The organism is Anaerobutyricum soehngenii (assembly GCF_009697165.1).
Lineage (GTDB): Bacteria > Bacillota > Clostridia > Lachnospirales > Lachnospiraceae > Anaerobutyricum > Anaerobutyricum soehngenii.
Genome location: NZ_VULP01000024.1, coordinates 21,063 through 45,691, shown reverse-complemented (window position 1 = coordinate 45,691; position 24,629 = coordinate 21,063). Strand labels below are relative to the sequence as shown.

The window sequence follows — 24,629 nt, the reverse complement described above, 5'->3', positions numbered from 1 at the left end:
GTACACGACTTTCCAGGGAAGGTGCTCTGAGACTTTTTTCTTTCTGTAAACTAATGACAGTATACAGAACAATCCAGAGACACGCAAGCTAATCATTATTACGCTATTTTAAGAGGTCAATAACAATTAATGCGAAAAGACTATATGACCTTATACGAAAAAAAGGTAAAAAAGGTACAGGAGAAGAAAAAGATCTGAGAACGATTTCTACAAAGTTTCGTCCTAAAGGCACAGATGATTCTATTGAAGTCCGTATCACTGCCTACCCGGAAAAAGGAAAGCTCCTTTTTAGCTATGATTACGTTCTAGATTCTCCATGGGATAGTTATCATACAGAATTAACCATGAATCTTCTGAAAAAGAAAAATGGTACGATTTCCAGCTCTTATAGAGACCTGTATGTCGATCCTGTATATACTCATTCTGTAAATGGTACGATCTCTACTTTATATGATGGGAAGTCACAGGGACTTTTCCTGACGGAATGTTATGATGGAAATGATCCAGATGAGCCTTATGATGGTGATGAAGAAATTTCTGTTCCTTATAAAGGCAAACCGCGGCCAGACGACATTCGCAAAGGAATCTACCGAATAAATGATGCTTTTTCCAATTATAACATTTTACTTAAAAAATATGGATACAGCATGAAAAAGATTGGTTTTACCAAATGGAAAAATACAAATAACTAATACAATACCGAAGCCTCTTTTCGATATTCCGTCATATATCATTATAATACAATAAATGAATAATTAATTCTTCATAAATGCAAAAATGAGAGCAGCCACGATCGCTGCTCTCTTTGGAGAAGGTATTCTTGTTACACTAAATGCAACAAAACTTATAATGTATTGGGGGGGGTTACGAGTATTATAATAGCATTTCCTACCACGAAAGTGTGCATAAACATGAAGAAATTTCAAAATATTTTTTATGCATTTTTCGCAATGAAATACCCCTATTTGCCAATATTAAACTCAATCTTTTGTTCATATATAACAACTTCCTACAGTATTCAACGAAAAACACCAATTTTGTACTTGTAAAAATACTTTTTATGAAAAGAAAAACACAAAAAAGATGACCAACGAACGGTCATCTTTTTGGAGAAGGTATTTTTGTTACTTATTGGGTGTAGCAAAACTATATAATGTATTGGGGGGGTTACGAGTATTATAATAGCATTGGGTCACCCGAAAGTGTGCATAAAGTTTTATTTAATTGAAAAAAATTTTTGTGCAGATTCATTCGAATTCTGACACCTTTTGTCAATTTGTCGAAAAGACTATAAATTCTCTTCGTCTGCTTCGTTATTTTTAAACAATGCCTCAAATTCTTCTCTGCTTATACGTTCTTTTTCAAGAAGAAGACTTGCACAGGAATGAAGAACGCCCATATTTTCTGTGAGGATTCTCTTTGCATCTGTATAACAGTCATCCACAATCTTCTTTACTTCTTTATCAATAATACTTGCAACTTCCTCGCTAAAGCTTCTGGAATGTCCAAGATCACGTCCAAGAAATACTTCGTCTGTATTCTCTTCATAGTTGATAAAGCCCAGCTTTTCGGACATACCAAACTTCGTGATCATACTTCGTGCGGTATCGGTTACCTGCTTGATATCCTGAGAAGCTCCTGTAGTTACATCATCAAAAATTAATTCTTCGGCAATACGTCCACCCATACCTACTTTGATTTCCTGGATCATACGGCCTCTTGTTTCAAATACGTTATCATTCTCCGGTACCGGCATCGTATAGCCTGCGGCTCCCATACCAGTAGGGATGATCGATACCGTATAAACAGGTCCTACGTCTGGAAGAAGGTGGAAAAGAATCGCATGACCTGCCTCATGATAGGCTGTGATCTTACGCTCTAATTCCGGTACAAGGCGGCTCTTCTTCTCTGTTCCGATTCCTACTTTAATGAAAGACTTTCTAATATCCTCCATACGGATAAAGCGTGCATTATTTCTTGCTGCATGAATCGCTGCTTCATTCATAAGGTTCTCAAGGTCTGCTCCAGAAAATCCCGGTGTTGTGCGGGCAATCTGATGTAAATCTACATCTTCTGCAAGCGGTTTGCCCTTCACGTGAACTTTAAGGATTTCTTCTCTTCCTTTTACATCTGGTCTGCCAACTGCTACTTTACGGTCAAAACGACCCGGTCTTAAAATAGCAGGGTCAAGAATATCTACGCGGTTTGTTGCTGCCATCACGATGATTCCTTCATTCACACCAAAACCATCCATCTCTACGAGAAGCTGGTTCAATGTCTGCTCTCTTTCATCATGACCACCGCCAAGACCAGTTCCTCTTCTTCTTGCGACTGCATCAATCTCATCAATAAAAACAATACATGGTGCGTTCTTCTTCGCATCTTCAAATAAATCTCTTACTCTAGAAGCTCCGACACCGACAAACATTTCTACAAAGTCAGAACCGGAAATACTGAAAAATGGTACTCCTGCCTCGCCGGAAACCGCTTTGGCAAGTAATGTTTTACCGGTTCCTGGAGGGCCTACTAAGATAACTCCTTTTGGAATTCTGGCTCCCACTTCAATATACTTTTGCGGACTCTTTAAGAAATCTACGATTTCTTTTAATTCTTCCTTTTCTTCCTGTAATCCGGCAACCTGATCAAAGCGGATATTCTGTGTTCCCGGATCCTGCATCTTTGCGCGGCTCTTTCCAAAATTCATCATCTTGTTTCCACCGCCACCTCCTCCGGATGCACGACTCATCATAGCAAACATAAACATAAGAATCACACCGATAACGATCCAGGGAAGTATCATAGAAAGCCAGCCTGCATCAGATGACTTTACATCATCTACATGGCAGGTTACTTTATACTGCTGTGCCAGTTCAATGACTTTATTCACATCTGTCACATGCACTACCTTTTTCTCTCCGTCACTTAGCTTTACAATTGCTGAACCGGTCGGTACCTGTGCATTCTGCACTACCTCCACTGATCTTACTTTATTCTTTGCAATATCGGACTCGAATCTCTCATAAGAATACGAGCTGCTTCTGCCTCCTGACATGAGGTTCTTCTCGGCAAAATAATTGCCAAACATATATACCGCTAAGAATACCACCAGTAAAATGGCGGTATTTCTCATATTTTTATTCAACGTTTTCTCCTTTCTCTTCCCCGGTAACATTCTCTGCTCCCTCTGCTTCTTCCGGAGCATCTTCTGCTGCATCCGGCTCTACAACTCCGATAAATGGAAGATTTCTATATTTCTGCGCATAATCAAGTCCGTATCCTACAACGAACTCATCTGGGATATCAAATCCAAGATAATCAATCTGAACTTCTACTTCACGACGGTCCGGCTTATTTAAAAGAGCACATAGACGAATACTTGCCGGATTTCTCTGTTTTAATACAGGAATAAGGTAATGAAGTGTTCTTCCAGAATCAATGATATCCTCCACGATAATTACTTCTTTATTCTCCATCGTATCATCAAGGTCCTTCTTAATACGTACGATTCCTGAACTTTCTGTTGCATTACCATAACTAGATACCTGCATAAAGTCAAGAGAAACTGGTACAGTGATTCTCTTTGCCAGTTCGCATGCAAAAAATACACCGCCCTTTAAAATACAAATCAAATGCACTTCTTTACCTGCATAATCTTTACTGATCTGTTCTCCGATTTGTTTAATCTTCGCATCCACTGTCTCTTCTGGAATTAAAACATTAATTTTATCTGCCATCTTTGTGTCCTCCATTTTAAAATTCTTTACTTTCTTATCTTTTTTGCACCGATACTTTAAGCACTCGCTTTGTATCGCTGCTTACCTTGTAAAACTCACTGATCCGTCCTCCCAAGATCCACATGATATGGGATCCATCTGCCAGCAAAACCTGCTTTTCTCTATCGGCAGAAGGAACTTTCGCATCAATAAAATAACGTGCCAGAGATTTATGGTGGCCTTCTTTATCCATAATAAAATAATCGCCGCTCTCTCTGGTTCTTAAACAGGGTTTATATTTCATTTTATCATAATCGAAGTATTTCACACAATCCCTTTTTGCAACTTTACCGCCATTCCATGGTAAAATAGAAAATTCTACTTCTAAGGAAGCTTCGAGCGGATTTTCTAAGGAATTTTCTAAGGGTTGCTCTGCGGATTTCACAGATTTCGATTTCTTTGTCAGAACCAATCCTTCTCCTGTCTTTCTTGCGAGAACATTATAAGGACAATCCTGCTGTTTTCCTTCCTGATTCCCCATGAGCGTAAGAAGCTGCTCAATATGTACAAGTGAAATATCTTTTTGATGTCCACATGTTTCAAAAAGCATTCGCCGCAAGATTTCCTTTTGTTCAAATAGATCCATCTCATAAAATACCTGTTCTTCCAGAAACAATTCTCCATTTTCCCTGTGAACTACCTTTTCCTTATATAATGCATCCATTTTGGGTGCAATATACGCCAATAATTCCTGCATCTGCATTCCAAGTTCACTGACATGTACCGTTGCTTTCTTATTGATATGTTCCATTTCCGGTAAAATGCGGTGCCTGATGTAATTCCGGCTATATTCCTCACATTTATTTGTACTGTCATCCACATAATCCTGCTTTAATTCTTTTAAAACATCTATGATTTCTTCTCTGGACAGACATAAAAACGGTCGAATAATCTCTCCGTTTACAGGTAAAATCCCCGCCATTCCCTGCACGCCTGTCCCACGTATCATCCGGAAAAGAATCGTTTCCGCCACATCATTTTGGTGATGGGCTACTGCTATCTTACTACACTGATGCTGCCTGGCATAGTTTGTAAAACACTCATATCGGGCAAGTCTCCCTGCCTCTTCCTCTGAACACTTTTTCTCACAACTTTCTTTTTTTATGTCACGATATTCTACATGCAGAGGAATGTTCCACTGCCGGCAAAATTCCCGGACAAACTCTTCATCTCTTTTTGCCTCATCGCCCCGAAGCATGTGATTTACATGTACTGCGTACAAATTTAGAGCCAGAGATTCCCTTTTTGCAAGGAAATATCTCGCCAGACAGACAGAATCTGCCCCACCGGAAATACCAAGCAAAATATGGTCTCCTCTTTCTATCAGCTTCCATTTTTTCAAAAAGCGGTCCACGCGCTCCCATTGTTTATTCCACATTTCTGTGTCCTTTCTCCCAGATTGATGCGACCAGTACTGTGCGGTCATCATCATAACCATCCTCAAGCACTGGAACAGCCTCTATCAGTTGATCTGCAAAGACCTGTGCGTTATCTGTCTTTATTTTTTCAATCAGGCTTTCCATGCGAAATGGAATTTCAGGCATACTTTCAAACTCCAACATTCCATCTGACACCATGATGACCATATCCCCATCATATAGCTTTTTATATTTCAAGTCAAACTGCTGGTTGATTCGGCAGCCCGGGGGAAGTGCCGCCGGCACGATACGTTCTACTGAATTTCGATGCCGGATAAATGTAGCCATCCCTCCCGCTTTTAAAAGTTTCAATATTCCTGTTTTTAACGAAATTACAGCCGCATCAATGGTAGAAAATGCTTTCCTGTCCTGAAAAAGCAAGGCGTCCTGTATCATTTCCAGCGCAAATTCTTCGGAAAGACCAGCCTCTAACAAGTCCTCTAATGTCTCGATCAGTCTCCGGCTATCCTCATATGCCTTTTTCCCTGTTCCCATTCCATCTGAAAGAAGCATCACTGCCCTCTTTCGTCCAAAATTCGTAAACGAAAACGTATCTCCGCATACATTCTCACCCTTTTTATTACAACACTTCTGTCCAAAAAGAATATGGAAACCATTTTCTTCTATAAAAGAAAGACGATTTTCTCCCGGATGAAGCCAGCTTCCTTCCATCCCTTTATAAAAGGCCTTTTCATAATATTTCTCAAGACATTCTTTTACAAGTACACTCTTCTTCGTTCCCAAAATCGGGCATACGAATACCGTAAGCTGTAACAGCCCACTTCCATCCACATATTCCCGTCCTCTTATAAAGCGAAGTCCATTCCTGAAAAAAAGATTCTTTAGAGCAATCTTCTTTCTCCCCTGTATTTCTTCTCCCTTTTTCATATGGCCTCTGCATTCTTTTATAAACAGACGCTGCTCATCTAATTGCCTGCACATCACCTGCTTCAACTCATCATATCGCTGTTCCCAGTAAATATTTTGATAAATGAGGCGGTACAGCCAGGAGATTTCCTCCATAAATGGCTGAAAAAAAACACAGGCTCTGCGAAACTTTGCTGAAGCCATACGTCCATCTACACCGGAACACTGGTAAGCCTGTTCTAATATAGATGCGATCTCTCCGATCGTCTCCTTTTGCTTTACTCCATAACATTCTCTATATTTGGGACATTTTCTGCATACATCCTGTGTAAGGGACTGACATAAAAAGTCCATATCATCTTTCGAAACATCCTTTTTTTCTTCTTTCATCAGACCAATAATTCCAGAAAGTCCTTCTTCAAAAAGGAGCAGGCGCTGTATGGCATCCTGCTCGGTATAATTTCTATTATGCATAATGCTCCCCTCCACATACAACCTAGGAAACATTATAATAAATCCCACCAGATAATAATGTCGAAAACAGCATTCTGCTTTATTAAAAAACAAAGAATGTGCCTTGGCACATTCTCGCGGAGCGTTTTTTACTTTACAGGAAAGCAATTTCCTGTAAAGTAAAAAAAGACCCATCCGGGTCTTAATCGTAGTAGCGGGAACTGGATTTGAACCAGCGACACCGCGGGTATGAACCGCGTGCTCTAGCCAACTGAGCTATCCCGCCGCACTCAACAGGCAATATCATACCATGTTTTTGCAAATGTGTCAAGCAATTCTTATGAATTATTTTAAATATTATTTTAAATATTTTCTATGGAGTATCCATTTCAGAATCTGCAGATTCTGTTGTCTGTGTCTCTTCTTTGCTGCTCTCCCCACTGCTTTCTTTACTACTCTCTTCACTGGTATCTTCTGATGAAGTACCGGTACTGGCTTCTTCACCTTCTTTTGCTTCCTGCAAAGAAATCTCACCTTCTTTGATCATTCCAAGACGTTCTCTGGCAATCCGCTCTTTAAACTCGTCCGTATCGATCCCCTTATTCTCCTTCTCAAGTGTTTTATTCGTCTGTTCTATATTCTTGACATCCGTTTTTAATTCATCTATCGTTTTCTGATATTTGGCTGCTTTCTTCTCAACCTTCTGATATCCTATACCAAATGCTCCGAGAATAACAACTGTGCAGATTATAATGATCGCAGACTTCTTCGTAAAAAACTTCTTTTTAAATTGTCTGTTAAACTGTTTACTATTCTTTTGTTTTTTCCGTTTTTTTATTTTTTTCATTTTCTCTGCTTTTCCTTTATTATTTATGGTTTCTTATTATTTTAATAGTTTTACGCATATTTTTCAATGTTTTACCCGTATTTTTCACAATTACTTTTCCGGGAAAACCAAAAATCCCTCTTGCAATTTTTATAATCCTGCAAAAAAATCCAACAAGATAAGAAAGAACTTTTCCAACCCATCTGCTCAATACAAAAAAATAAAGAAGCACACCACCTTCTACTCCAAAAAGGCAATAAAAACGTATCATTCCCTGGTTATATACCTGAAATAAAATAAACAGTCCGATTGCCGCCGTAAGGCAGAAAATGATGTCTTCCAAATGGACGATTCTATTTTTATGTACAAAAGTTTTTCGCAATATACGGAAGAATTCATACCAGATTCCAAGAAGAACACCATATACCCCGCTAAGAGAAAAAAGCTGCAGTTGTCTTATGATTTCCTCTGCTATTTTCCTGTTTTCCATCTAATGGAATAACCTCCTTAGCAAGCCCCCTTTTTCCCCTGTCATTCCTCCTTCATCCGAATAAACCATGCTGTATACAAGTCCCTCTATTTCTACTTCTCCTTTTTCCACCGTAAGTTTTGTTACATGTAGTTCCTCTCCCTGAATCATAAGCATCCCCTGTTCTGTATCTAAAATAATTTCATTGGGGTCAAACGAAATCACTTCTTTTACTCCGCTTATAATTCCGCTGCTCCGGTTAAAAATCGAAATCTTATGACTCTTCAAAATTCTTTCTTCCATAAGTTTTATCCTCATTTTTATTTCTTTTATTATATGTACTACAAATAAAATATATAACCCTGGAAAAATTACAGGAAACACCTTGACAAACATCGCTAAAACCGTTATAACTATTGAAGTACATGCGCTTTTGCGCGATATTTCAACGAGTCAATTGTAAGAATATCAGGAGGAATTTATCATGAATAAAACAGAATTAGTAGCAGCAATTGCAGAGAGAACAGAGTTAACAAAAAAAGATGCTGATCAGGCTTTAAAGGCATTCATTGATGTTGTTGGTGATGAACTCAGCAAAGGCGAGAAGATTCAGTTAGCTGGATTCGGTACTTTCGAAGTAACTGAAAGAGCAGCTCGTGACGGAATCAACCCTAGAACAAAAGAGACAATTCATATCCCAGCTTCCAAAGCTCCTAAGTTCAAAGCTATGAAGTCTTTAAAAGAGAAAGTAAACAACTAATCTCTAGTTTGCTGACACATTCATAGAAGGCATTAAAGGTCAGCGTCCGGGAGGACATTTATGAGACTGGATAAATTTTTAAAAGTTTCACGCTTGATCAAGCGCCGCACCGTAGCGAATGAAGCCTGCGATGCCGGTCGTGTTCTTGTGAATGGCAAGACTGCCAAGGCAAGCCTTAACGTAAAGAATGGCGATGTTCTTGAAATCCAATTTGGAAACAAGACCGTAAAAGCCGAGATCCTTGACGTAAAAGACACCGCTAAGAAGGACGAAGCAAAGGAACTTTTCCGTTATTTATAAAAAGATAAAAAAGTCATTATGTAATAACTGCGCCTTAGAGCAATGACGGATGTGGCTAAGCATTCATCCAACAGTGATACGAAGCAGTTTTACATAATGACTTTTTTAAGTTTTATCTATGACTAACTTACTGTTTTCATCGACATTCAAGTCGAGCAGTCACTCACCACCTAAAAGAGGTGGGAGTCTTCTTGACTGAGATAATTTAAATCGTAATTTGTTTGCCCAAAAACTCAGCAGCTACCATCGCAACCTTTTTCTCAAACTCTCCAACTTTATACTTTGGGTCTTTGGACTGTATAATAATAGAACCGATAATCTGTCCGTTACTGCGGATCATCTGACGGACCTGTTCTACTTTTTTCACTTCATCTGCACCATCCATGCCCTCTACAACTGGAATAAAGCGACTTCGTTCAGCTAATGGCAACGATTCGTCTCGGTCATCTAAAATACGTTCTAAGCTATGGCTGATTTCCTTACCAACAATACCTTTTAAGCCATCTCCGGCAGCAGCAATTACCTTTTCCCTGTCTGTAATAAACACGATCTTATCTGTCTGATGTGCCACACATTGAGCAAATTCTTCTGAAAGAACAGACATCTCCGAAAAGGGCATAAACTTTCGCAATACGATTCCGCCCTCTTTATCCGTATAAATTTCAAGCGGCATCCCTTCTTTTACCTTAAGAGTCTTTCTTATCTCTTTAGGGATAACAACTCTTCCAAGATCATCAATTCTTCTTACAATTCCTGTTGCCTTCATAATATATTTCCTCCTGCATACTCCTTCATAACTATTATGTACTCACAAAATCAAGCACAGGAAAGACTCCGGGAGTACATCAAATAAATCGCATAAATCACAACTTTATACTTTCATATCGAGTGTCTTATCGGTAGTATGTAGAAATTGGATAAAAATATACATTAGTATGATGGTTCTTCTTTCACTTAGCAGTTCAGAAATTCTTCGATTTCTTTCCATGCATTTCTGGATTCTTTCATCATTTTCATTCCAAGCTGAAAGACATGGAACATTTCATCGTAAACTGTAAGGTGAACTTCACATCCGGCAGCTTTTGCCTTTTTCGCTGCTCTTACACTATCGCTTAAAAGCATTTCCGCTCCTCCTACCTGAAAAAGCATTGGAGGAAGCCCTTCATAATCACCGTAAAGCGGGGAAATGTATGGCAATTTCGAATCGTTATCCCCATAATATGCATTATTGTAGATCATACTGTCCGTCGTGTTGCCAAACAGTGGATCTTTTTCAAAGTTTGTTTCATAGGAATCTCCGGTCGCTGCCAAATCTGTCCATGGAGACATTAAAACCAACTTCTTTGGTAATGGTTTCTTTTTATCTTTTAAATAAAGACAAAGCGCTAAGGCAAGTCCACCTCCGGCAGAATCTCCGGCAACAACAATCTTGTCACTCGCACATCCCATCTCAAGAAGCCATTCATATGCTGCACAGGCATCTTCTAATGCGGCCGGATACGGATTTTCCGGTGCAACACGATAATCCACAGAAAGAACTGCCCTCTTTCCAGGCATTTTCGCATATAATACTGCAAAGTCCCGATAAGCATTTCGAATCTTTCCAATATATCCACCACCATGAAGCTGTAAAACAACTTCTCGGTTCTCCATCAATAATCTCTCGGCCGTATCTACCTGTTCAGAATCCCCCGCATTGTCTCCTATCTGATGCAACAATAATTCCATTGAAAAATTCGACATCTCAATCGGCACCAGCGAAAACCCTCTTGGCGGATGCCATGCCGGTTCCATATCTGCCACTCTCTTTCGTAATGTTCCGTCCTGAATCAACGGACCGATTCCATGAAGAGAAGTCGCAAGCGCGATTACATTCTTTGACACTGCCGCCGCCAGACTAATTGACTTTTGCTTCCTGCGTTTCTTACGCATCGCCCGTTCCCGCCGAAGCATCTGTTCCATTGCCGACTTGTCCACAGTCTTTCCTCTTCTTCTGATACTTGTCCCCAAATCTCTTCTGCTCATTCACATCTCCTGTTCATTTACTATTTTATAATAAACTATAAATTCAAATTTCAAACATGCTATATATGCAGCTTTCTTTTTAATTCATTCTTTGCCTTACGGTCTCCGATGAGCATCGTTCCACTCCATAAAAGTACAGACAGCCCCAGTGCGATCCAGGCAAGTACAATATGATGAAAATACCCTTTAAAATGTAATACAACATCCACGATACTTAAAGCAATTGCCGCCAGCTGCATCAAAAGATAATTCTGCCAGCTTGAGGAATTAACACTCATACATATGATAATCGCAAGAACCAGACCGTAAATAATACATGGTAAGCCAAATTCAAGTGACCACCCTTTCCAGTCAAGGGAATAGTCAATCAGCACCAGCAATCCCAGTATAACAAAAATCTGTGTATAAATCTTTCGGATATGCCCCTGTCTTCTGCTGAAAATATCCCAAAGGGTCAGAATCAGATACGCAATGATTCCCCCTGTTACAACCGACCAGTACTTCGGAGCAGCATCAAAAGTCAGATAATTGATAAATGCAAGAAGCATCTCCACCGCCAGCGAAATAAATAAAAGAATTCTTCCTGCTTTTCGAAAGCGTCTTGTATTCTTCTTCACATCCGGATAACCCGGTCTCTGCACTCCCTGCATTTTATTTGCGTTATGATCCAAACTTTGTTCCATCGGTTTATTTTCTGTCAGAATCGTGTGGCAGAGCGGGCACACCATCGTATCATCTGCAACCCATACATTACATCTTTTACATTTATTCATGGGAAAACGCACCTCCCATCAAAAAATAGTTTTTATTAATCATAATACACCCCATTCGTTTCAATCTCCACTTCAATACCATCCTCCACAAGACTGCGGAAAAATACTTTCTGTACAGATGTATCTTTTAAGAGAGAACTAAATGTAAATGTCAGCTCATCCCCATAAGAACAGACCGTTGCTTTTGTATTCTGCCCGACAGAAGGCGATAATATGATCTGAAAACGCTTAATATATGGTTCATATGCTTTATCTACTACCATTCTTCCCATATTTGTAATCGTTGTTGTTGTTGCCTTTGCACTCGTTAAATATACAAACTTTATTGCCGGTTTTTTCAAAAAAAGAGGTACGACCCGCAATGCATAATTCTTCTGATTTGACACATTATAGGCAATCATCCTTTCCAGATTTTCCTGCGTTATCTGCTTTTTCAACTCTTTCTGCACAAGCTTCATGACTTCCTGCCGCTCATATTTTTCCTTTTCCGGTAAAAAGGCAGCACTCGCCATCGCAAAAAAGTTTCTCGTTGTCATCGACTCAAAAAACGGCCGCAAATTCACTGGAACACAAAGTACAATCGGCTTTTTTGAAGTATTTTCATGCAAATATCCCTTATAAATACTGTATACAAAAATGCCAGATAAATATTCATTAATACTCATTCCAAGCTCTTTTGCCTTCTCTTTAAGCTGCTTCACTGACATATACCCATGAATAGTCCCTAGTTCACCTCGAACAAGATGTTCTCCCTTCATATGCACTGCCGGAACAGACTTATAAGTCTTCTTCCCTGCCTTTTTATAATTCTTTAAATAACTGTCCTCCGTATCAAGCGACGTATCATCACAGAGCCGGTCACCCATCTCACCCGAAAGCTGCGGATAACAAATCCTCAAATACTGATATGTCAGCTCCCTTAAAAAATTCACTGCACCCATTCCATCTGCAAGCGCATGAAATACTTCCAAATTAATTCTATTTTTATAATAAGTAACACGAAAAAGATAATTTCTATTCTCATGACGTTCCACATAACGACAAGGGAAATCCTGTTCTTCCCGCACAACAGGCTTCCCTTTTGTATTTGTTTCAAAATAATACCAGAACATTCCTGTTCGCATCCGGACGTTCATCGTATTAAACCAGGGCAAAACCTGCTCTAACGCTTCCTGCAAACACTCCGGACGGATATCTTCAGAAAGAATCACCGCAATTCGATATACATTTGTCATCGTCTCATTCGCGATAACCGGAAAAAGATTCGCCGTATTATCAAGCTTCTCCCAACGCATTTCTTTTTTCTGAACCCTGCTTTTCATCTCTATCTTATACTCCTGTCTGTATGATACTCTTCACGCAGTTTTTTCAAGAATGCCCCGGCATTCTTGCTGCGAGATGCGCGTCATGCAATGCATGACATACTTCTTCTGCGCATCTCTGCAAGTCTACACTCCGTTTCGGTCGGCGCAAAACCATTGTCCACCGGACAATGTGCGCCCTGCCGGAGGCTATATCAGATGGGAGATTGACTCCCCCACTGATACTGATTTGTTGCTCGCCACCTACAGAGGTGGGAGTCATCTCACATCTGATATATATATTAACACAAAATGTTGCATTCTTCCCCAAATCTTTGAATTAATTTTGTCGGATTGGAATAAACAGAACACCGGCAATGTAAATAGATATAAATTGTGACTTGGAGCAAGCTCTTAATGCAGTTGAGCATTAAGAGTGCAGTGATACGGAACAATTTATATCTATTTACATTGCCGGTGTTCGTCTATTTTACGACCTTACAAAATTAATCTATAATCTCTTTCACCCTCTCCACACTGATTTCTGCTATCGCTGCTATCTGCTCTAAAGGGAACTCTGCCTCATGCATTTTAGTAACTACTCTAACTAATTTTTGTTTTTCTCCTTTTTCCTGTCCTTCTTCAAATGCTTCTTCCCTAATCCCCTGACTTAAATTACACATTTCCTTCACATCCTTTCTTATATCATTCTCCAATGAAAGATAATATCAAAACGTATCAGCTTTATGCAAGAGGAAGTTTAATTTGTAAGTCTATGAAAACGGCGAAATCAGTGATTATGAAGATGGAGCAGATAACATATTCCAGAGTTCTAATTTTTCCTGTCACCATCCCCAAATCTTTGAATTAATTTTGTCGGATTGGAATAAACAGAACACCGGCAATGTAAATAGATATAAATTGTGACTTGGAGCAAGCTCTTAATGCGGTTGAGCATTAAGAGTGCAGTGATACGGAACAATTTATATCTATTTACATTGCCGGTGTTCGTCTACTTTACAACCTTACAAAATTAACCTCTCTTATGTGCTTTTCCATAAAAGAGTTCGGCTAATTTCCCGGTTGTCATTTCTTCTCGTTCTTTTCCGGTCAAATCCATAACTATTTTTCCGGAATCAAGCATGATCGTCCTGCTGCCATATTCCAGAGCATATTCCATATCATGCGTAATCATCAACGTAGTAATTTTATTTTCCTCAACGATTTTTTTCGTTAATGCCATAACTTTTTCGGCTGCACCAGGGTCAAGCGCAGCGGTATGTTCATCAAGTAATAAAAGTTCCGGCTCCGCAATCGTTGCCATTAAAAGAGAGGCCGCCTGGCGCTGTCCTCCGGAAAGAAGTCCAATTTTCGTTTTCATCCTGTCTTCAAGCCCCATTCCAAGGGTGGAAAGAACTTCTCTGAAATAGGAGCTGTCTTTTTTATTTAAGGCAAAGAAAGATGGGGAAGCCTTTCTTGTGTAAGCAAGGGCAAGGTTTTCCTCAATGGTGAGGTTCGGAGCTGTTCCACGAAGTGGATTCTGGTAAAGGCATCCGATGTTTAAGGCACGTTTGTAGTCTTTTAATTTCGTAATGTCTTTATCCCCTAAATATACTTTTCCTTCGTCTGGAAAAAGGCTTCCGAGAATAACATTAAACATCGTTGATTTTCCGGAACCGTTTGAGCCTAAAACTGTGACAAACTGCCCCGGCTCTACTGTAAGATTCAAATGATCAAGGGCAACCTTTTCATTGACAGTATTCGCCTCAAACTTTTTTGTAATATCCACAAGTTTTAACTGACTACTCATTTGCGGCTGCCCCCTTTCTTTTTATAATTCTTCTGCAGCCATGGGATAACTAATGCGATCACAACGATAACTGCTGATAATAATTTGACTGCATAGCTTGGCATATCAACTTTGTAAGCAAGCTGAATGATAATGCGGTATAGCAATGATCCAAGAACAACACCAACTGCCTGCACTGTCACTGAATGGGTTCCAAAGAATGTAAGACCGATGATTACTGAGGCAAGCCCCATAACAAGCATACCATTTCCACAGTTTAAGTCTGCGTATTTCTGATACTGGCAAAGCAATGCTCCGGAAAATGCAACTAACGCATTGGATATCATTACGCCGCCAATCCTTGACACGTCTGCATTGATCGAGGAGGAACGAACCATCTCTTCATTATCTCCTGTCGCAATAATCGCCATACCATTTCTTGTACGAAAAAATGTAACAAGTACCGCACAGGTTATAACCACAATAATCATAGTAAGTAAAAATGCAACCATACTAGAAGACATATTTTGCCCAAATGCTCTCTGAAACATCTTGTATACAGTATCTGCCGGTTTATTTACTGTAACCCCAAGGCTGTTCTTTGTCTCATACTGTAAATAACGATTAGACTGTCCGCCTAAAATAGCATAATTTACTGTATACAAGCCGGTCATTGTAAGGATACCGGATAAGATCGGTTCTATTTTTAACTTTGTCTGTAAAAGTCCTGTGCAAAGCCCTGCCGCCGCACCGGCAAGTGTACCGGCAATAAGTCCTAAAATCGGATGACCTGCGATTGAAATGATAACACAAGAGGTCATTCCAAATACGAAACTCCCTTCCACAGTAAGGTCGGGAGTTTTTAAAATACTAAATGTCAGAAAAACGCCCAGGGCCATAGGGGCATAAATAAACCCCTGGCCGAGAGCGGAAACTAACATACCTGCTATTTCACTCATGTTTCTATCCTCAATTCTAATTATGTTTCATAATTTATCATCATATGCATTTAATTATTTATTAAAATGACTTGTTCCGTCCTCTTCTACAAGTACATCAAATCCTTCAAATGCCTTTTTATCAAAGTTTCCGCCAAACTGTTTTACAGCCTGCATATTTACGTATTTGGCGTAATCAGAAATTGTCTCATAAGGAATATCGAAAGGCTTCTCCCCATTTGCAATTTTTTCTACCATGTCAGCAACCTGTTTTCCAAGCTGTACATAATTTACACCAACTGTTGCAAATCCACCATCTGCAACCATGGAATCTGCACCACAGTAAATAGGAATCTTCTTTGCATAAGCAGCATCTGTATATGTTGCCATTGCGGAAGCGATTGTATTATCATTACCGGTATAAAGAGCATCTACTCCTTTGGAAATCAGAGATTCTACAGCTGTCTGAAGTTCAGAAACGTTAGCAATAGAGGACTCTTCATAAGCAATCTTGTTATCATCACAGTATTTCTTTGCTGCTGTAATCGTTGATACGGAGTTTGTTTCGCTGGATGTATACAGGAAGCCAATCTTCTTATAATCCGGCTGGAAGTTCGCGATCAGCTTAACGATTTCATCTGCTGGAATATTGTTAGAAACACCTGTGATGTTCGCACAATCTTCTCCTGTAAGACCTGCTGCTTCCGGATCAGAAACTGCTGCAAATACGATCGGGGTATCTTCTCCATCATAAACACTCTTTGCTGTCTGCGCGGTAGAAGTTGCGATAGGCACAACAATATCAACGCCATCTGATTTATAGTTTTCAATGATAGAGCTTAATGCAGTAGTATCCCCATTTGCATTATCCGTTACTACTTTAATATTCTCATCTTTTCCAAGTTCAGAAGTAATCGTATCACGAATCTGATCAAGGGAAGTGTGTGACATCGGCTGTACAACTGCCACCGTAACCTGCTTTCCTGACTTATTTCCTGTACTTCCTTCTGCACTCTTATCAGAGCCACATCCTGTTAAACAAAGCGTACCAACCATTGCTGCCATAATCACTGCACTTACAAATCTTTTCATCTTTCTCATTTTCTTTTCCTTTCTATATCTGTTGTCCGAAGTTCTAATCTTGACTTGCCGTTTCAATATGTTGCTTTATAATCTCGCAAGATCTATTAAGCATTTCCTGCTCTTCTTCTGTCAGTGGAAGTTCTATAATCTTCTCAATTCCATTCTTTCCGATGAGGCAAGGAACACCGCAGTGTACATCATATTGTCCGTATTCACCCTGAAGAAGAACGGAAGCAGGCATGATTTTTTTCTCATCGCGTAGGATACAGGCTGCCATTTCAGTTAAAGCTCTGCCGATACCGAATTCCGTTGACTTTTTGCCCTCGATGATCGTCATTCCAATCTGTCTTGTTGCTTCTAAAACTTTCTCCTTTGAAATGTTATACTCATCAAATGGAATTCCTCCGATTGTTACTGTTGAAAATGGAATCATAGAAGAATCTCCATGCTCTCCAAGTGAAAAAGCCTGGATGGAATGCCTTGACACACCAGATTCTTCACTGAGTGTCCGAATCAGTCTTGCTGTATCAAGTAAAGTTCCTGTGCCAAATACTTTGTTTCTCTCTAATCCAAGCCCCTTTCTTACAAAATCCGCTACAATATCCGCCGGATTTGTAATCGTCACAACAATTCCTGAAATCTTGTAAGGACTCAGCTGTGCAAGCAGCTCTTTTAGCATTTCCACCGAACGACCTAACATATCAAGTCTTGTCTGTCCCGGCTTTCTCGCCTCTCCGATTGCTATAACAACAATCGCTGCATCTTCACAATCCTTATAATCTCCGCTTCTGACCACTGTCTCTCTCTCACAGAAACTAACACTGTCTGCAATATCAAGCGCCTGTGCATATGCCTTATCTTTATCCACATCTACAAGAACAATCTCATCTGTTATCCCCGAATGTGCCAATGTATATCCACAGTGGGAACCGACATGACCAGCTCCGATAATCACAACTTTTCGCATTTTCATCCTCCTTATCCACAATTATCAAAACATACTCATACAGCCTTTTCATTCCTCACCATTATAGAAATAGGAATCTTTTTACAGAAACGTAATCTCCTGAAAGAGATGGGAGTCTTCTCGACTGAGATAAAAAAACGTCCCTGACAAATATTCTCTATCTGTCAAGGACGGGTAAAATTCTAAAACTTCTCCCGCGGTACCACCTTGCTTCATGAAACTCTTCATGCACTCACAGGATACGCATCATATCCCTGACAACTAACGTATGTCTTCACGTCGCTGCTAATAAGCAGGTATCCTGCCGTTCACACTGCCCTCCATGGCCCACTTGACAATCTGCGTTCTGTCCGGTTCTCAGCATCCCGGTCTCTCTGTAAGTGCATCAATCGCCCTAACTTCCACATCATCGGTTTAATTAAATGTCCGCTGTATTCATTTTTTAAGATGAGTTGATTATATACCCATATACTAGGGAAAGTCAACTATTGATTTGCTAATACTTTTAATCGTGCATCAATGTTTCTCTTGATATCTCTAAGAGATTCCGGATCGTCAATTTCCTTTAATAACTTTTTATAAATATTCATTTTCTCTTCCGGCTTCATATGTCCAAGAACCTTACGGGTCAGATACTGTTCTCTTGTCATTGTCGGTTTAAATGTGCGGGCATAATTCTTAGTTGTTTTCTTAAAGCCCACCACTTCAATAAACTTCTTCTCAAGTAATGCATTTACCAATAAATGTACCGAACTGTTCTTCCACTCCTTATCCCCGGATACTTTAATAATTTCTGTTGCGGTAAGAGCGTCCTCCTGATCCCACATTACTTCCATAATGGCTAATTCACTTTTTGTCAGATGTTCTACCATAATAAATATCTCTCCTTAAAATTTTTATATATGCACGTTATTACGTTTCATATAGTTTTCCTATCTGCCATTTTATTGATTCCCTTTTTGCTTCTTTTTCTTTGAAGCGACTGCTAATAGAATCCATATGATAATTCCTGCTGCAGATGCCATCATTCCAAGATGTAAGCCCGGTGAATTATAACGAAGTACCACTTTATGAGAACCTTTCGTTAAATTAATTCCCATATACATCGTATTCGCTCTGAAAACAGAAGTTTCTTTTCCATCCACGTATGCTTTCCAGCCAGAAGAATACGGAATAGAAAATACCATAACCTTATCAGAAGAAAGGGTTACATTTCCACTGACCTCATTATTCTTATCTGTCAAGACATTCTGAAGCGACTCTTCATTCCTCTCCTCAATCTGTGAAACATAATCATCCATTGGAACATAGCATACTTTTACATCGCTATAGTTAATCTTTGCCTTGATTGGAATCGTAAATGTCACATCTTCTGATTCTGAAGTATCGCTATACCCCAGATTAATAAGATAGCTGTCTCTTCCAAGCGCATAGGTCAGATTATTATTACGAATCACTATATTTTTTGCCATATCATCTGTGCTGATTTTCGCCTTAATACGCGCTTTCTTCGTTGTCATTCCATCAATCATCAGATAAGCTTCATATCCCTTTTTCTTTTCATAAGAAAGAGTCAGTGTACTTTCTTCTTTTTTGGAGCGAATCCGGTCTTCTTTCACAATAACACCATCTGTATCCTTTACCGTAACCGTTCCGTACTTAATCTTATCCGAAACGGATCTGGTATCCCCCTTCGCAAGACTCTTTACATTCTTTGTATCAAGAACTGCCGCCTCAAGCATCACCTGTTGTTTTTCGATAGCAGACAGCTTCTCATACTCTTCACTATCAATATATTTATCATACGTATATCCGATAGATAACGGATAATCATTCTTGTAAATTGTATATTCATGAGCTTTTGTACTATAATCTTTATACTTAGAAAATCCATATGGGAGATTCTGCGTAAATTCCTTTCGGATCATATAATATCGTACATTAGCAAGTGCTTCTAACGCCGTACGATTATCAAATGAATAAATACGGTGCACCGCACTGATTCCTATACTGTCCAAATCTTTATGATACTTTACCATTCCTTTATTGATAACACTATTATACATGGATACGCCGTTATAATCCAGTACCAGACCTGTATTTTCAAATTCATCATCTGCAGAAGAAGTATCTACACGATAAAAATTATCATCTGAAATATCTGTAAAGAACAGATACGGGGAACGCTCAAACTTTACGGAAATAGAACCATTATACATAAAGGTATCTACTACACCACCAAGGTCATAGAGCATTCTTCCATGTACTGCTAAAGATACTACTATAAATACCATCATCGCTGTATAATACTGCATCTTTGTTATCTTCTTCATACAGTTAATAAGTAAAATAAGCAGAACTGCCCCAACCAGCATTCGGAATGTTGTCTCTGATTCCATTACATTATCTTCAATCATATATTTACAGATCGGATAATATGCCACTGTTACAACACAAAGTATAATTACCTGTATTTTAGAAAGACTTCGCAGATCATCAAACACAAGAACCATCATATAAGATAACGTAAATGTCACAATATAAACCCAGCGATTACTGATCGTACTAAATCCAGACATGGCAAATGCACAAAATGGAACTAGTAATGCAATGTATTCTAATATAATAATTCCCTTCAATCCTCTTTCTTCCTTCTTCTTATTAAGGAAAAAGACAACCAGCGCCGGTACCATAAGCGCTACAAAACCAAGGCAGCTGTCATACTCCGGCACATACGAATTCGATATCAATCCTGCCAATATCTTTCCCGGTCTTTGGATATAATAAAACACCAGATTATCTGTAGCAATTTTAGCATTGCTCAAACCAACTCTGTCAGAATTTAACGTTCTTACAATCGTAGGCAGGAAAGAGACTGCTCCCATACAGCATCCCAGCAAATATGATAAAATAATTCGGACCATCATGGCAAAGAATTCTTTAACTTTGTCTTTTTTATAAGTCTGTGCAAAACGGATAAGCGCATATACTCCCATTGCTACGGTATTGATATATAAAAAGTAGTAGTTCGTAAACATGGAGATACCTACAAACAAACTGTACATCAATACTTTTCTATCTGTAATCAGTCGGTCTAATGCGATCAAAAGCATTGGCAGATAAATCAGCGGCGCTGTAAAAATAGGATGTCTGATTCCAAGACACATAATGTATCCACTAAATATGTATACATAAGAAACAATACAGGTAGGAATCCATGGTTTCTTTCTGTAACGGCAGTATGCGGTAAATGCAAGTCCTGCCAGATAATAACGTAATACCATAAGGAAATTATAAAAAACTTCCATATAACGGTCTGGTACGAATACCCCAAGGAAATTCGTTGGATATGTTCTTACAACAGAACGAAGGTCTTCTCCCATTCCTATCGTAAAATCATACATTTTCAAGTTAAAGTCCCCATGCAGCATACTTACTACAGATTCTCTCAAGAACTTTGCCATATATTTTAAATATGGGAAATACTGTGGCATCGCATCAATCTTCCACACCAATGCTTTATTCGATAAGATCATTGTAGAAAAAACGATGACAACTAAAACAAGAAAACCTCCGGTGTAACAGATCATATAACAAAGAAGTGGGTGTTTTTTCGCAAATGCTCCCACCTTCTGTTTCCATAAAGACTCCTCTTTCTTTAAGGAAACCGGCTGAACCTTTGCACGTTCCTGTGTTCTTTTATACACAAGATAAAAACCGGCATAATAAAAAATGCCAAACACCAAAATACCAAGAATCGTAAAATTCTTTCCGCCTATAACAAGTTCTGTAAGTGCTGCTCTTTTCCAGACAAATAAGATTACTGCACTGACCACAGATACTCCGGCACTAATCAGCATACTCTTCTGCTTTTCCATACCCTTTTTCAAAAGACCCGCCGCTGGAATCTCCAGTGCAAATATAACGGCTGCACATAAAAACAGACCTGCAATCGGCGCAATCTTCTGCATGGTAATCGTTTCTACCAGCGACAACGAAAACCCTTTATGACCGGTAATCATCTGTATGCAAAAACCACTTGCGAAATACATCATAAGAAATGTAAGAAAAATCCACATAAGCTTTTCTTCCCGCTGTTCCCTGTCTGGAAACTTTACAAAGAGTTTACCGGAAAAAGCACCTACACCAAAAAACGTAATTACAATTAGTAAACTGTACATTGCTAACTTAACCATTCTCTTCTCCCTCAAAGTTATTTTTATTTTCTTATAACAAAAAGATTTCTCCACTTTTTTCTTAAAAAAGCTACCTGTAACTATCAAAAAACAAAAAAATTATTTTTTGTGAACAGATACAACTGTTTTATTATATAATTAAATATATTTGCCGTCAAGAAATGGCAGAAATTCATTACTCCTTCTCTATACAATTATTGTTATTTTTGCTATAATGATGAGAAGGTATGCCGTTTTACTTCATACCGTAACTGCTAACCACTTATTTTAATTTAAAGAAGGAATTTTTATGATTAATTTTAATATTCCCCCATTTACGGGAAAGGAAACAGAATACATGGCAAAAGCAATCCAGAACCACAAGATCAGTGGAGATGGAGAATTCACTAAGAAGTGTAACAAGTGGATCGAAGACCATACCGGAACAGCAAAGGCTCTTCTGACAACTTCCTGTACACACGCTACAGAGATGGCTGCTCTCCTTGCAGATATCAAACCTGGGGATGAAGTCATCATGCCATCCTACACCTTTGTATCTACCGCAGATGCTTTTGTTCTTCGTGGTGCTACTGCCGTCTTTGTAGATATCCGTCCGGATACAATGAACATCGATGAGAAGTTAATCGAGGATGCTATCACAGAGAAGACTAGAGCAATCGTTCCTGTTCACTATGCCGGCGTTGCCTGCGAGATGGACACAATCATGGATATCGCAAAACGCCATAATCTTCTCGTAATCGAAGACGCTGCACAGGGGGTTATGTCCTCCTATAAAGGACAGGCTTTAGGCGCCATCGGTGATTACGGCTGTTTCAGTTTCCACGAAACAAAGAACTACAGCATGGGAGAGGGTGGCTGCCTTTTAATCCGCGATAAAGAGAATATTGACAATGCGGAAATCATTCGTGAAAAGGGTACAAACCGAAGTAAGTTCTTCCGCGGCCAGATTGATAAATATACATGGGTAGAAGCGGGTTCCTCCTACCTGCCAAGTGATATGAATGCCGCTTATCTCTACGCGCAGTTAGAAATGGCCGATGAGATTTACGATAACCGTATGCATACATGGAATACTTACTATGAGAACCTTACTTCTTTAAAAGAAGCCGGACACATTGAACTTCCATTTATTCCAGAAGGCTGTGTCCACAATGCGCATATGTTCTACATCAAGGCGAAAACTCTTGAAGAACGTACCGCTTTGATCCAGTACTTAAAAGAGAACGACATCTCTTCCGTATTCCACTACATTCCTCTTCACGGAGCACCTGCCGGACAGAAATACGGTCGTTTCCATGGAGAAGATAAGTACACAACAAAAGAAAGCGAACGTCTCCTTCGTCTTCCTCTTTATTATGGATTAGAAGAAGAAAAAGTTCTTACTGTATGTGAAAAGATTAAAGAATTTTATTCAAAATAAATGTACTTCAGGAATCTTTTGAGTACATAATAAATGTACTCCGGCAATCTTTTTGTGCTTGATTTTGTGAGAAGATTTTTTGTCAGTTGTGCCCAAATTTTTGAGGCGTACGCGGTGCGTACGTTGATGAAATTCGGGTGCGGCTGGCGGAAAATCAGCCACAAAAGCAAGTGCAAGAAAGACTCCGAGAGTACATAATAAACTACCAGGAGGCAAAACTCGTGTTACACTCGATTATCATACCCTGCTATAAATCTTCACAAACCATTCGTGAAGTAGTCGAACTGACCAGTGCGGAGCTAGATCGTTTGGGTCGTCCGGACTATGAATTTATTCTCGTAGACGACTATTCTCCAGACGATGGCGCAACACTGAAAGAACTTCGTTCTCTTGCTGCCGACTATCCTTTTGTAAAAGCAATTTCTTTAGCAAAGAATTCCGGACAGCATAATGCCGTTATGGCAGGGCTTAACTATGCACAGGGAGATCTGCTGATCGCGATGGATGATGATATGCAGACGCACCCTTCCCAGCTTCATTTTCTGCTGGAAGAGATTGAAAAAGGCTACGATATTGTTTATGGCTACTATCCCGATAAAAAGCATTCCACATTCCGCAACTTTGGAAGTTTTTTAAATTACATCACGGTTCGAATCCTTATCGGAAAACCCAAAGACATGAAGACATCCAGCTATTGGGTTATCCGTAAGTTCGTAAGAGACTACGTTATCCAGTACCAGAGTCCATACACACATTTACAGGGACTCTTCTTACGTACTACCCGAAACATAAGCTGCGTTCCAATCAAACATTTTGAGCGTGAAGTCGGTCAGTCCGGTTACACATTAAAGAAGCTCATCCAGCTATATTCTAACATTATGGGCTACTCTGTTGTTCCTTTACGACTGTCCACCTACTGCGGATACTTCTTTTCTATTTTAAGTATCCTTGGCGCACTTATTATCGTAATCCGTAAACTCGTCAATCCTATGATGGCTCTTGGATGGCCTTCCATGATGTGTGCCATCTGCTTCTTCTCCGGTCTTATCATGTTATTCATGGGAACAATCGGAGAATACCTTGGACGCATGTTCCTTGGAATGAACAAACAGCCACAGTTCGTTGTACGGGAAGTAATTTCACAAAACAGCACTGCTGCAGCAATCCAGGACACAGCGAATACTCCGGATACAGCAACATCTGTGGAACCTGTACTTCCAACAGAAACTATTTCTGCAAAGAATAGCTGCGAACCATCAGATAACGAATAG

The 24,629-nt window shown here is 39.4% G+C and carries 23 protein-coding genes and 1 tRNA gene; 5 read left to right on the top strand and 19 right to left on the bottom strand.

Annotation, left to right across the window (positions count from 1 at the left end; all coding sequences use genetic code 11):
* Window positions 1-344: 344 nt before the first annotated feature.
* On the top strand, window positions 345-692 hold the full coding sequence (locus FYJ25_RS10840; protein ID WP_154581303.1) for a hypothetical protein: 348 nt from the start codon (window positions 345-347) through the stop codon (window positions 690-692).
* A gap of 596 nt (window positions 693-1,288) precedes the next feature.
* Here the strand turns inward: FYJ25_RS10840 and ftsH are convergent.
* From ftsH to yabP, 8 genes are all read right to left on the bottom strand, one after another.
* Window positions 1,289-3,130: an ATP-dependent zinc metalloprotease FtsH gene (ftsH, locus tag FYJ25_RS10835; protein ID WP_154581305.1), complete on the bottom strand. Its 1,842-nt coding sequence runs from the start codon at window positions 3,128-3,130 to the stop codon at window positions 1,289-1,291.
* 4 nt (window positions 3,131-3,134) lie between these two features.
* Window positions 3,135-3,734 carry a hypoxanthine phosphoribosyltransferase gene (gene hpt, locus FYJ25_RS10830; RefSeq protein WP_243145735.1) on the bottom strand — a complete coding sequence of 200 codons (600 nt, stop codon included), beginning with the start codon at window positions 3,732-3,734 and terminating at the stop codon, window positions 3,135-3,137.
* A gap of 34 nt (window positions 3,735-3,768) precedes the next feature.
* Complete coding sequence (gene tilS, locus FYJ25_RS10825; RefSeq protein ID WP_167513820.1) at window positions 3,769-5,151, bottom strand: tRNA lysidine(34) synthetase TilS; 1,383 nt, start codon at window positions 5,149-5,151, stop codon at window positions 3,769-3,771.
* Entirely contained in the window at window positions 5,141-6,532 is a 1,392-nt protein-coding gene (locus FYJ25_RS10820; protein ID WP_021906366.1) for a SpoIIE family protein phosphatase, read from the bottom strand. Before FYJ25_RS10820 ends, tilS begins: the two co-directional genes overlap by 11 nt.
* A 191-nt stretch (window positions 6,533-6,723) precedes the next feature.
* A tRNA-Met gene (locus FYJ25_RS10815) sits at window positions 6,724-6,797 on the bottom strand.
* A gap of 87 nt (window positions 6,798-6,884) precedes the next feature.
* The gene (locus tag FYJ25_RS10810) at window positions 6,885-7,358 is read right to left on the bottom strand and encodes an FtsB family cell division protein (RefSeq protein ID WP_154581299.1); all 474 of its coding nucleotides are present in this window, start codon (window positions 7,356-7,358) and stop codon (window positions 6,885-6,887) included.
* Window positions 7,359-7,377: 19 nt separating this feature from the next.
* The gene (yabQ, locus tag FYJ25_RS10805; protein ID WP_147608177.1) at window positions 7,378-7,827 is read right to left on the bottom strand and encodes a spore cortex biosynthesis protein YabQ; all 450 of its coding nucleotides are present in this window, start codon (window positions 7,825-7,827) and stop codon (window positions 7,378-7,380) included.
* The gene (yabP, locus tag FYJ25_RS10800; RefSeq protein ID WP_021906369.1) at window positions 7,828-8,109 is read right to left on the bottom strand and encodes a sporulation protein YabP; all 282 of its coding nucleotides are present in this window, start codon (window positions 8,107-8,109) and stop codon (window positions 7,828-7,830) included.
* Between the two features lie 181 nt (window positions 8,110-8,290).
* Here yabP and FYJ25_RS10795 point away from each other — a divergent pair, with 181 nt between their 5' ends.
* Both FYJ25_RS10795 and FYJ25_RS10790 read left to right on the top strand, forming a co-directional pair.
* Window positions 8,291-8,566: a non-specific DNA-binding protein Hbs gene (locus FYJ25_RS10795; RefSeq protein WP_005348434.1), complete on the top strand. Its 276-nt coding sequence runs from the start codon at window positions 8,291-8,293 to the stop codon at window positions 8,564-8,566.
* Window positions 8,567-8,626: 60 nt separating this feature from the next.
* The gene (locus FYJ25_RS10790) at window positions 8,627-8,866 is read left to right on the top strand and encodes an RNA-binding S4 domain-containing protein (protein WP_005348435.1); all 240 of its coding nucleotides are present in this window, start codon (window positions 8,627-8,629) and stop codon (window positions 8,864-8,866) included.
* 205 nt (window positions 8,867-9,071) lie between these two features.
* Here FYJ25_RS10790 and FYJ25_RS10785 read toward each other — a convergent pair whose 3' ends face one another.
* The 11 genes from FYJ25_RS10785 to FYJ25_RS10735 all read right to left on the bottom strand — a co-directional run bounded on the left by FYJ25_RS10785 (window position 9,072) and on the right by FYJ25_RS10735 (window position 21,938).
* A complete protein-coding gene (locus tag FYJ25_RS10785; RefSeq protein ID WP_021906370.1) occupies window positions 9,072-9,632 on the bottom strand; it encodes a stage V sporulation T C-terminal domain-containing protein in 561 nt (186 codons plus the stop codon).
* Between the two features lie 188 nt (window positions 9,633-9,820).
* The gene (locus FYJ25_RS10780; protein ID WP_242970737.1) at window positions 9,821-10,891 is read right to left on the bottom strand and encodes an alpha/beta hydrolase; all 1,071 of its coding nucleotides are present in this window, start codon (window positions 10,889-10,891) and stop codon (window positions 9,821-9,823) included.
* A 59-nt stretch (window positions 10,892-10,950) separates the two neighbouring features.
* Entirely contained in the window at window positions 10,951-11,664 is a 714-nt protein-coding gene (locus FYJ25_RS10775) for a DUF6320 domain-containing protein (RefSeq protein WP_154581298.1), read from the bottom strand.
* A gap of 35 nt (window positions 11,665-11,699) precedes the next feature.
* Window positions 11,700-12,986: a hypothetical protein gene (locus FYJ25_RS10770; RefSeq protein ID WP_154581297.1), complete on the bottom strand. Its 1,287-nt coding sequence runs from the start codon at window positions 12,984-12,986 to the stop codon at window positions 11,700-11,702.
* Window positions 12,987-13,471: 485 nt separating this feature from the next.
* On the bottom strand, window positions 13,472-13,648 hold the full coding sequence (locus FYJ25_RS10765; RefSeq protein ID WP_154581296.1) for a hypothetical protein: 177 nt from the start codon (window positions 13,646-13,648) through the stop codon (window positions 13,472-13,474).
* 350 nt (window positions 13,649-13,998) lie between these two features.
* Window positions 13,999-14,775 (bottom strand): ABC transporter ATP-binding protein, encoded by a 777-nt coding sequence (locus FYJ25_RS10760; RefSeq protein ID WP_096241323.1) that lies wholly within the window; start codon window positions 14,773-14,775, stop codon window positions 13,999-14,001.
* Complete coding sequence (locus FYJ25_RS10755) at window positions 14,772-15,713, bottom strand: ABC transporter permease (protein WP_021907663.1); 942 nt, start codon at window positions 15,711-15,713, stop codon at window positions 14,772-14,774. The genes FYJ25_RS10760 and FYJ25_RS10755 overlap by 4 nt, the downstream gene beginning before the upstream one ends.
* A 54-nt stretch (window positions 15,714-15,767) precedes the next feature.
* Window positions 15,768-16,793, bottom strand: a complete 1,026-nt coding sequence (locus FYJ25_RS10750) for an ABC transporter substrate-binding protein (protein WP_096241324.1) — start codon at window positions 16,791-16,793, stop codon at window positions 15,768-15,770.
* 34 nt (window positions 16,794-16,827) lie between these two features.
* Entirely contained in the window at window positions 16,828-17,742 is a 915-nt protein-coding gene (locus FYJ25_RS10745) for an L-lactate dehydrogenase (protein WP_243145734.1), read from the bottom strand.
* Window positions 17,743-18,227: 485 nt separating this feature from the next.
* On the bottom strand, window positions 18,228-18,614 hold the full coding sequence (locus tag FYJ25_RS10740) for a BlaI/MecI/CopY family transcriptional regulator (protein WP_096241326.1): 387 nt from the start codon (window positions 18,612-18,614) through the stop codon (window positions 18,228-18,230).
* Window positions 18,615-18,686: 72 nt separating this feature from the next.
* On the bottom strand, window positions 18,687-21,938 hold the full coding sequence (locus FYJ25_RS10735; RefSeq protein ID WP_154581294.1) for a YfhO family protein: 3,252 nt from the start codon (window positions 21,936-21,938) through the stop codon (window positions 18,687-18,689).
* Window positions 21,939-22,227: 289 nt separating this feature from the next.
* Between FYJ25_RS10735 and rffA the strand changes: the two genes are divergently transcribed.
* Window positions 22,228-23,358 carry a dTDP-4-amino-4,6-dideoxygalactose transaminase gene (rffA, locus tag FYJ25_RS10730; protein WP_021907658.1) on the top strand — a complete coding sequence of 377 codons (1,131 nt, stop codon included), beginning with the start codon at window positions 22,228-22,230 and terminating at the stop codon, window positions 23,356-23,358.
* A 221-nt stretch (window positions 23,359-23,579) separates the two neighbouring features.
* Window positions 23,580-24,629, top strand: coding sequence for a glycosyltransferase family 2 protein (locus tag FYJ25_RS10725; protein ID WP_242970739.1), 1,050 nt, complete (start codon window positions 23,580-23,582; stop codon window positions 24,627-24,629).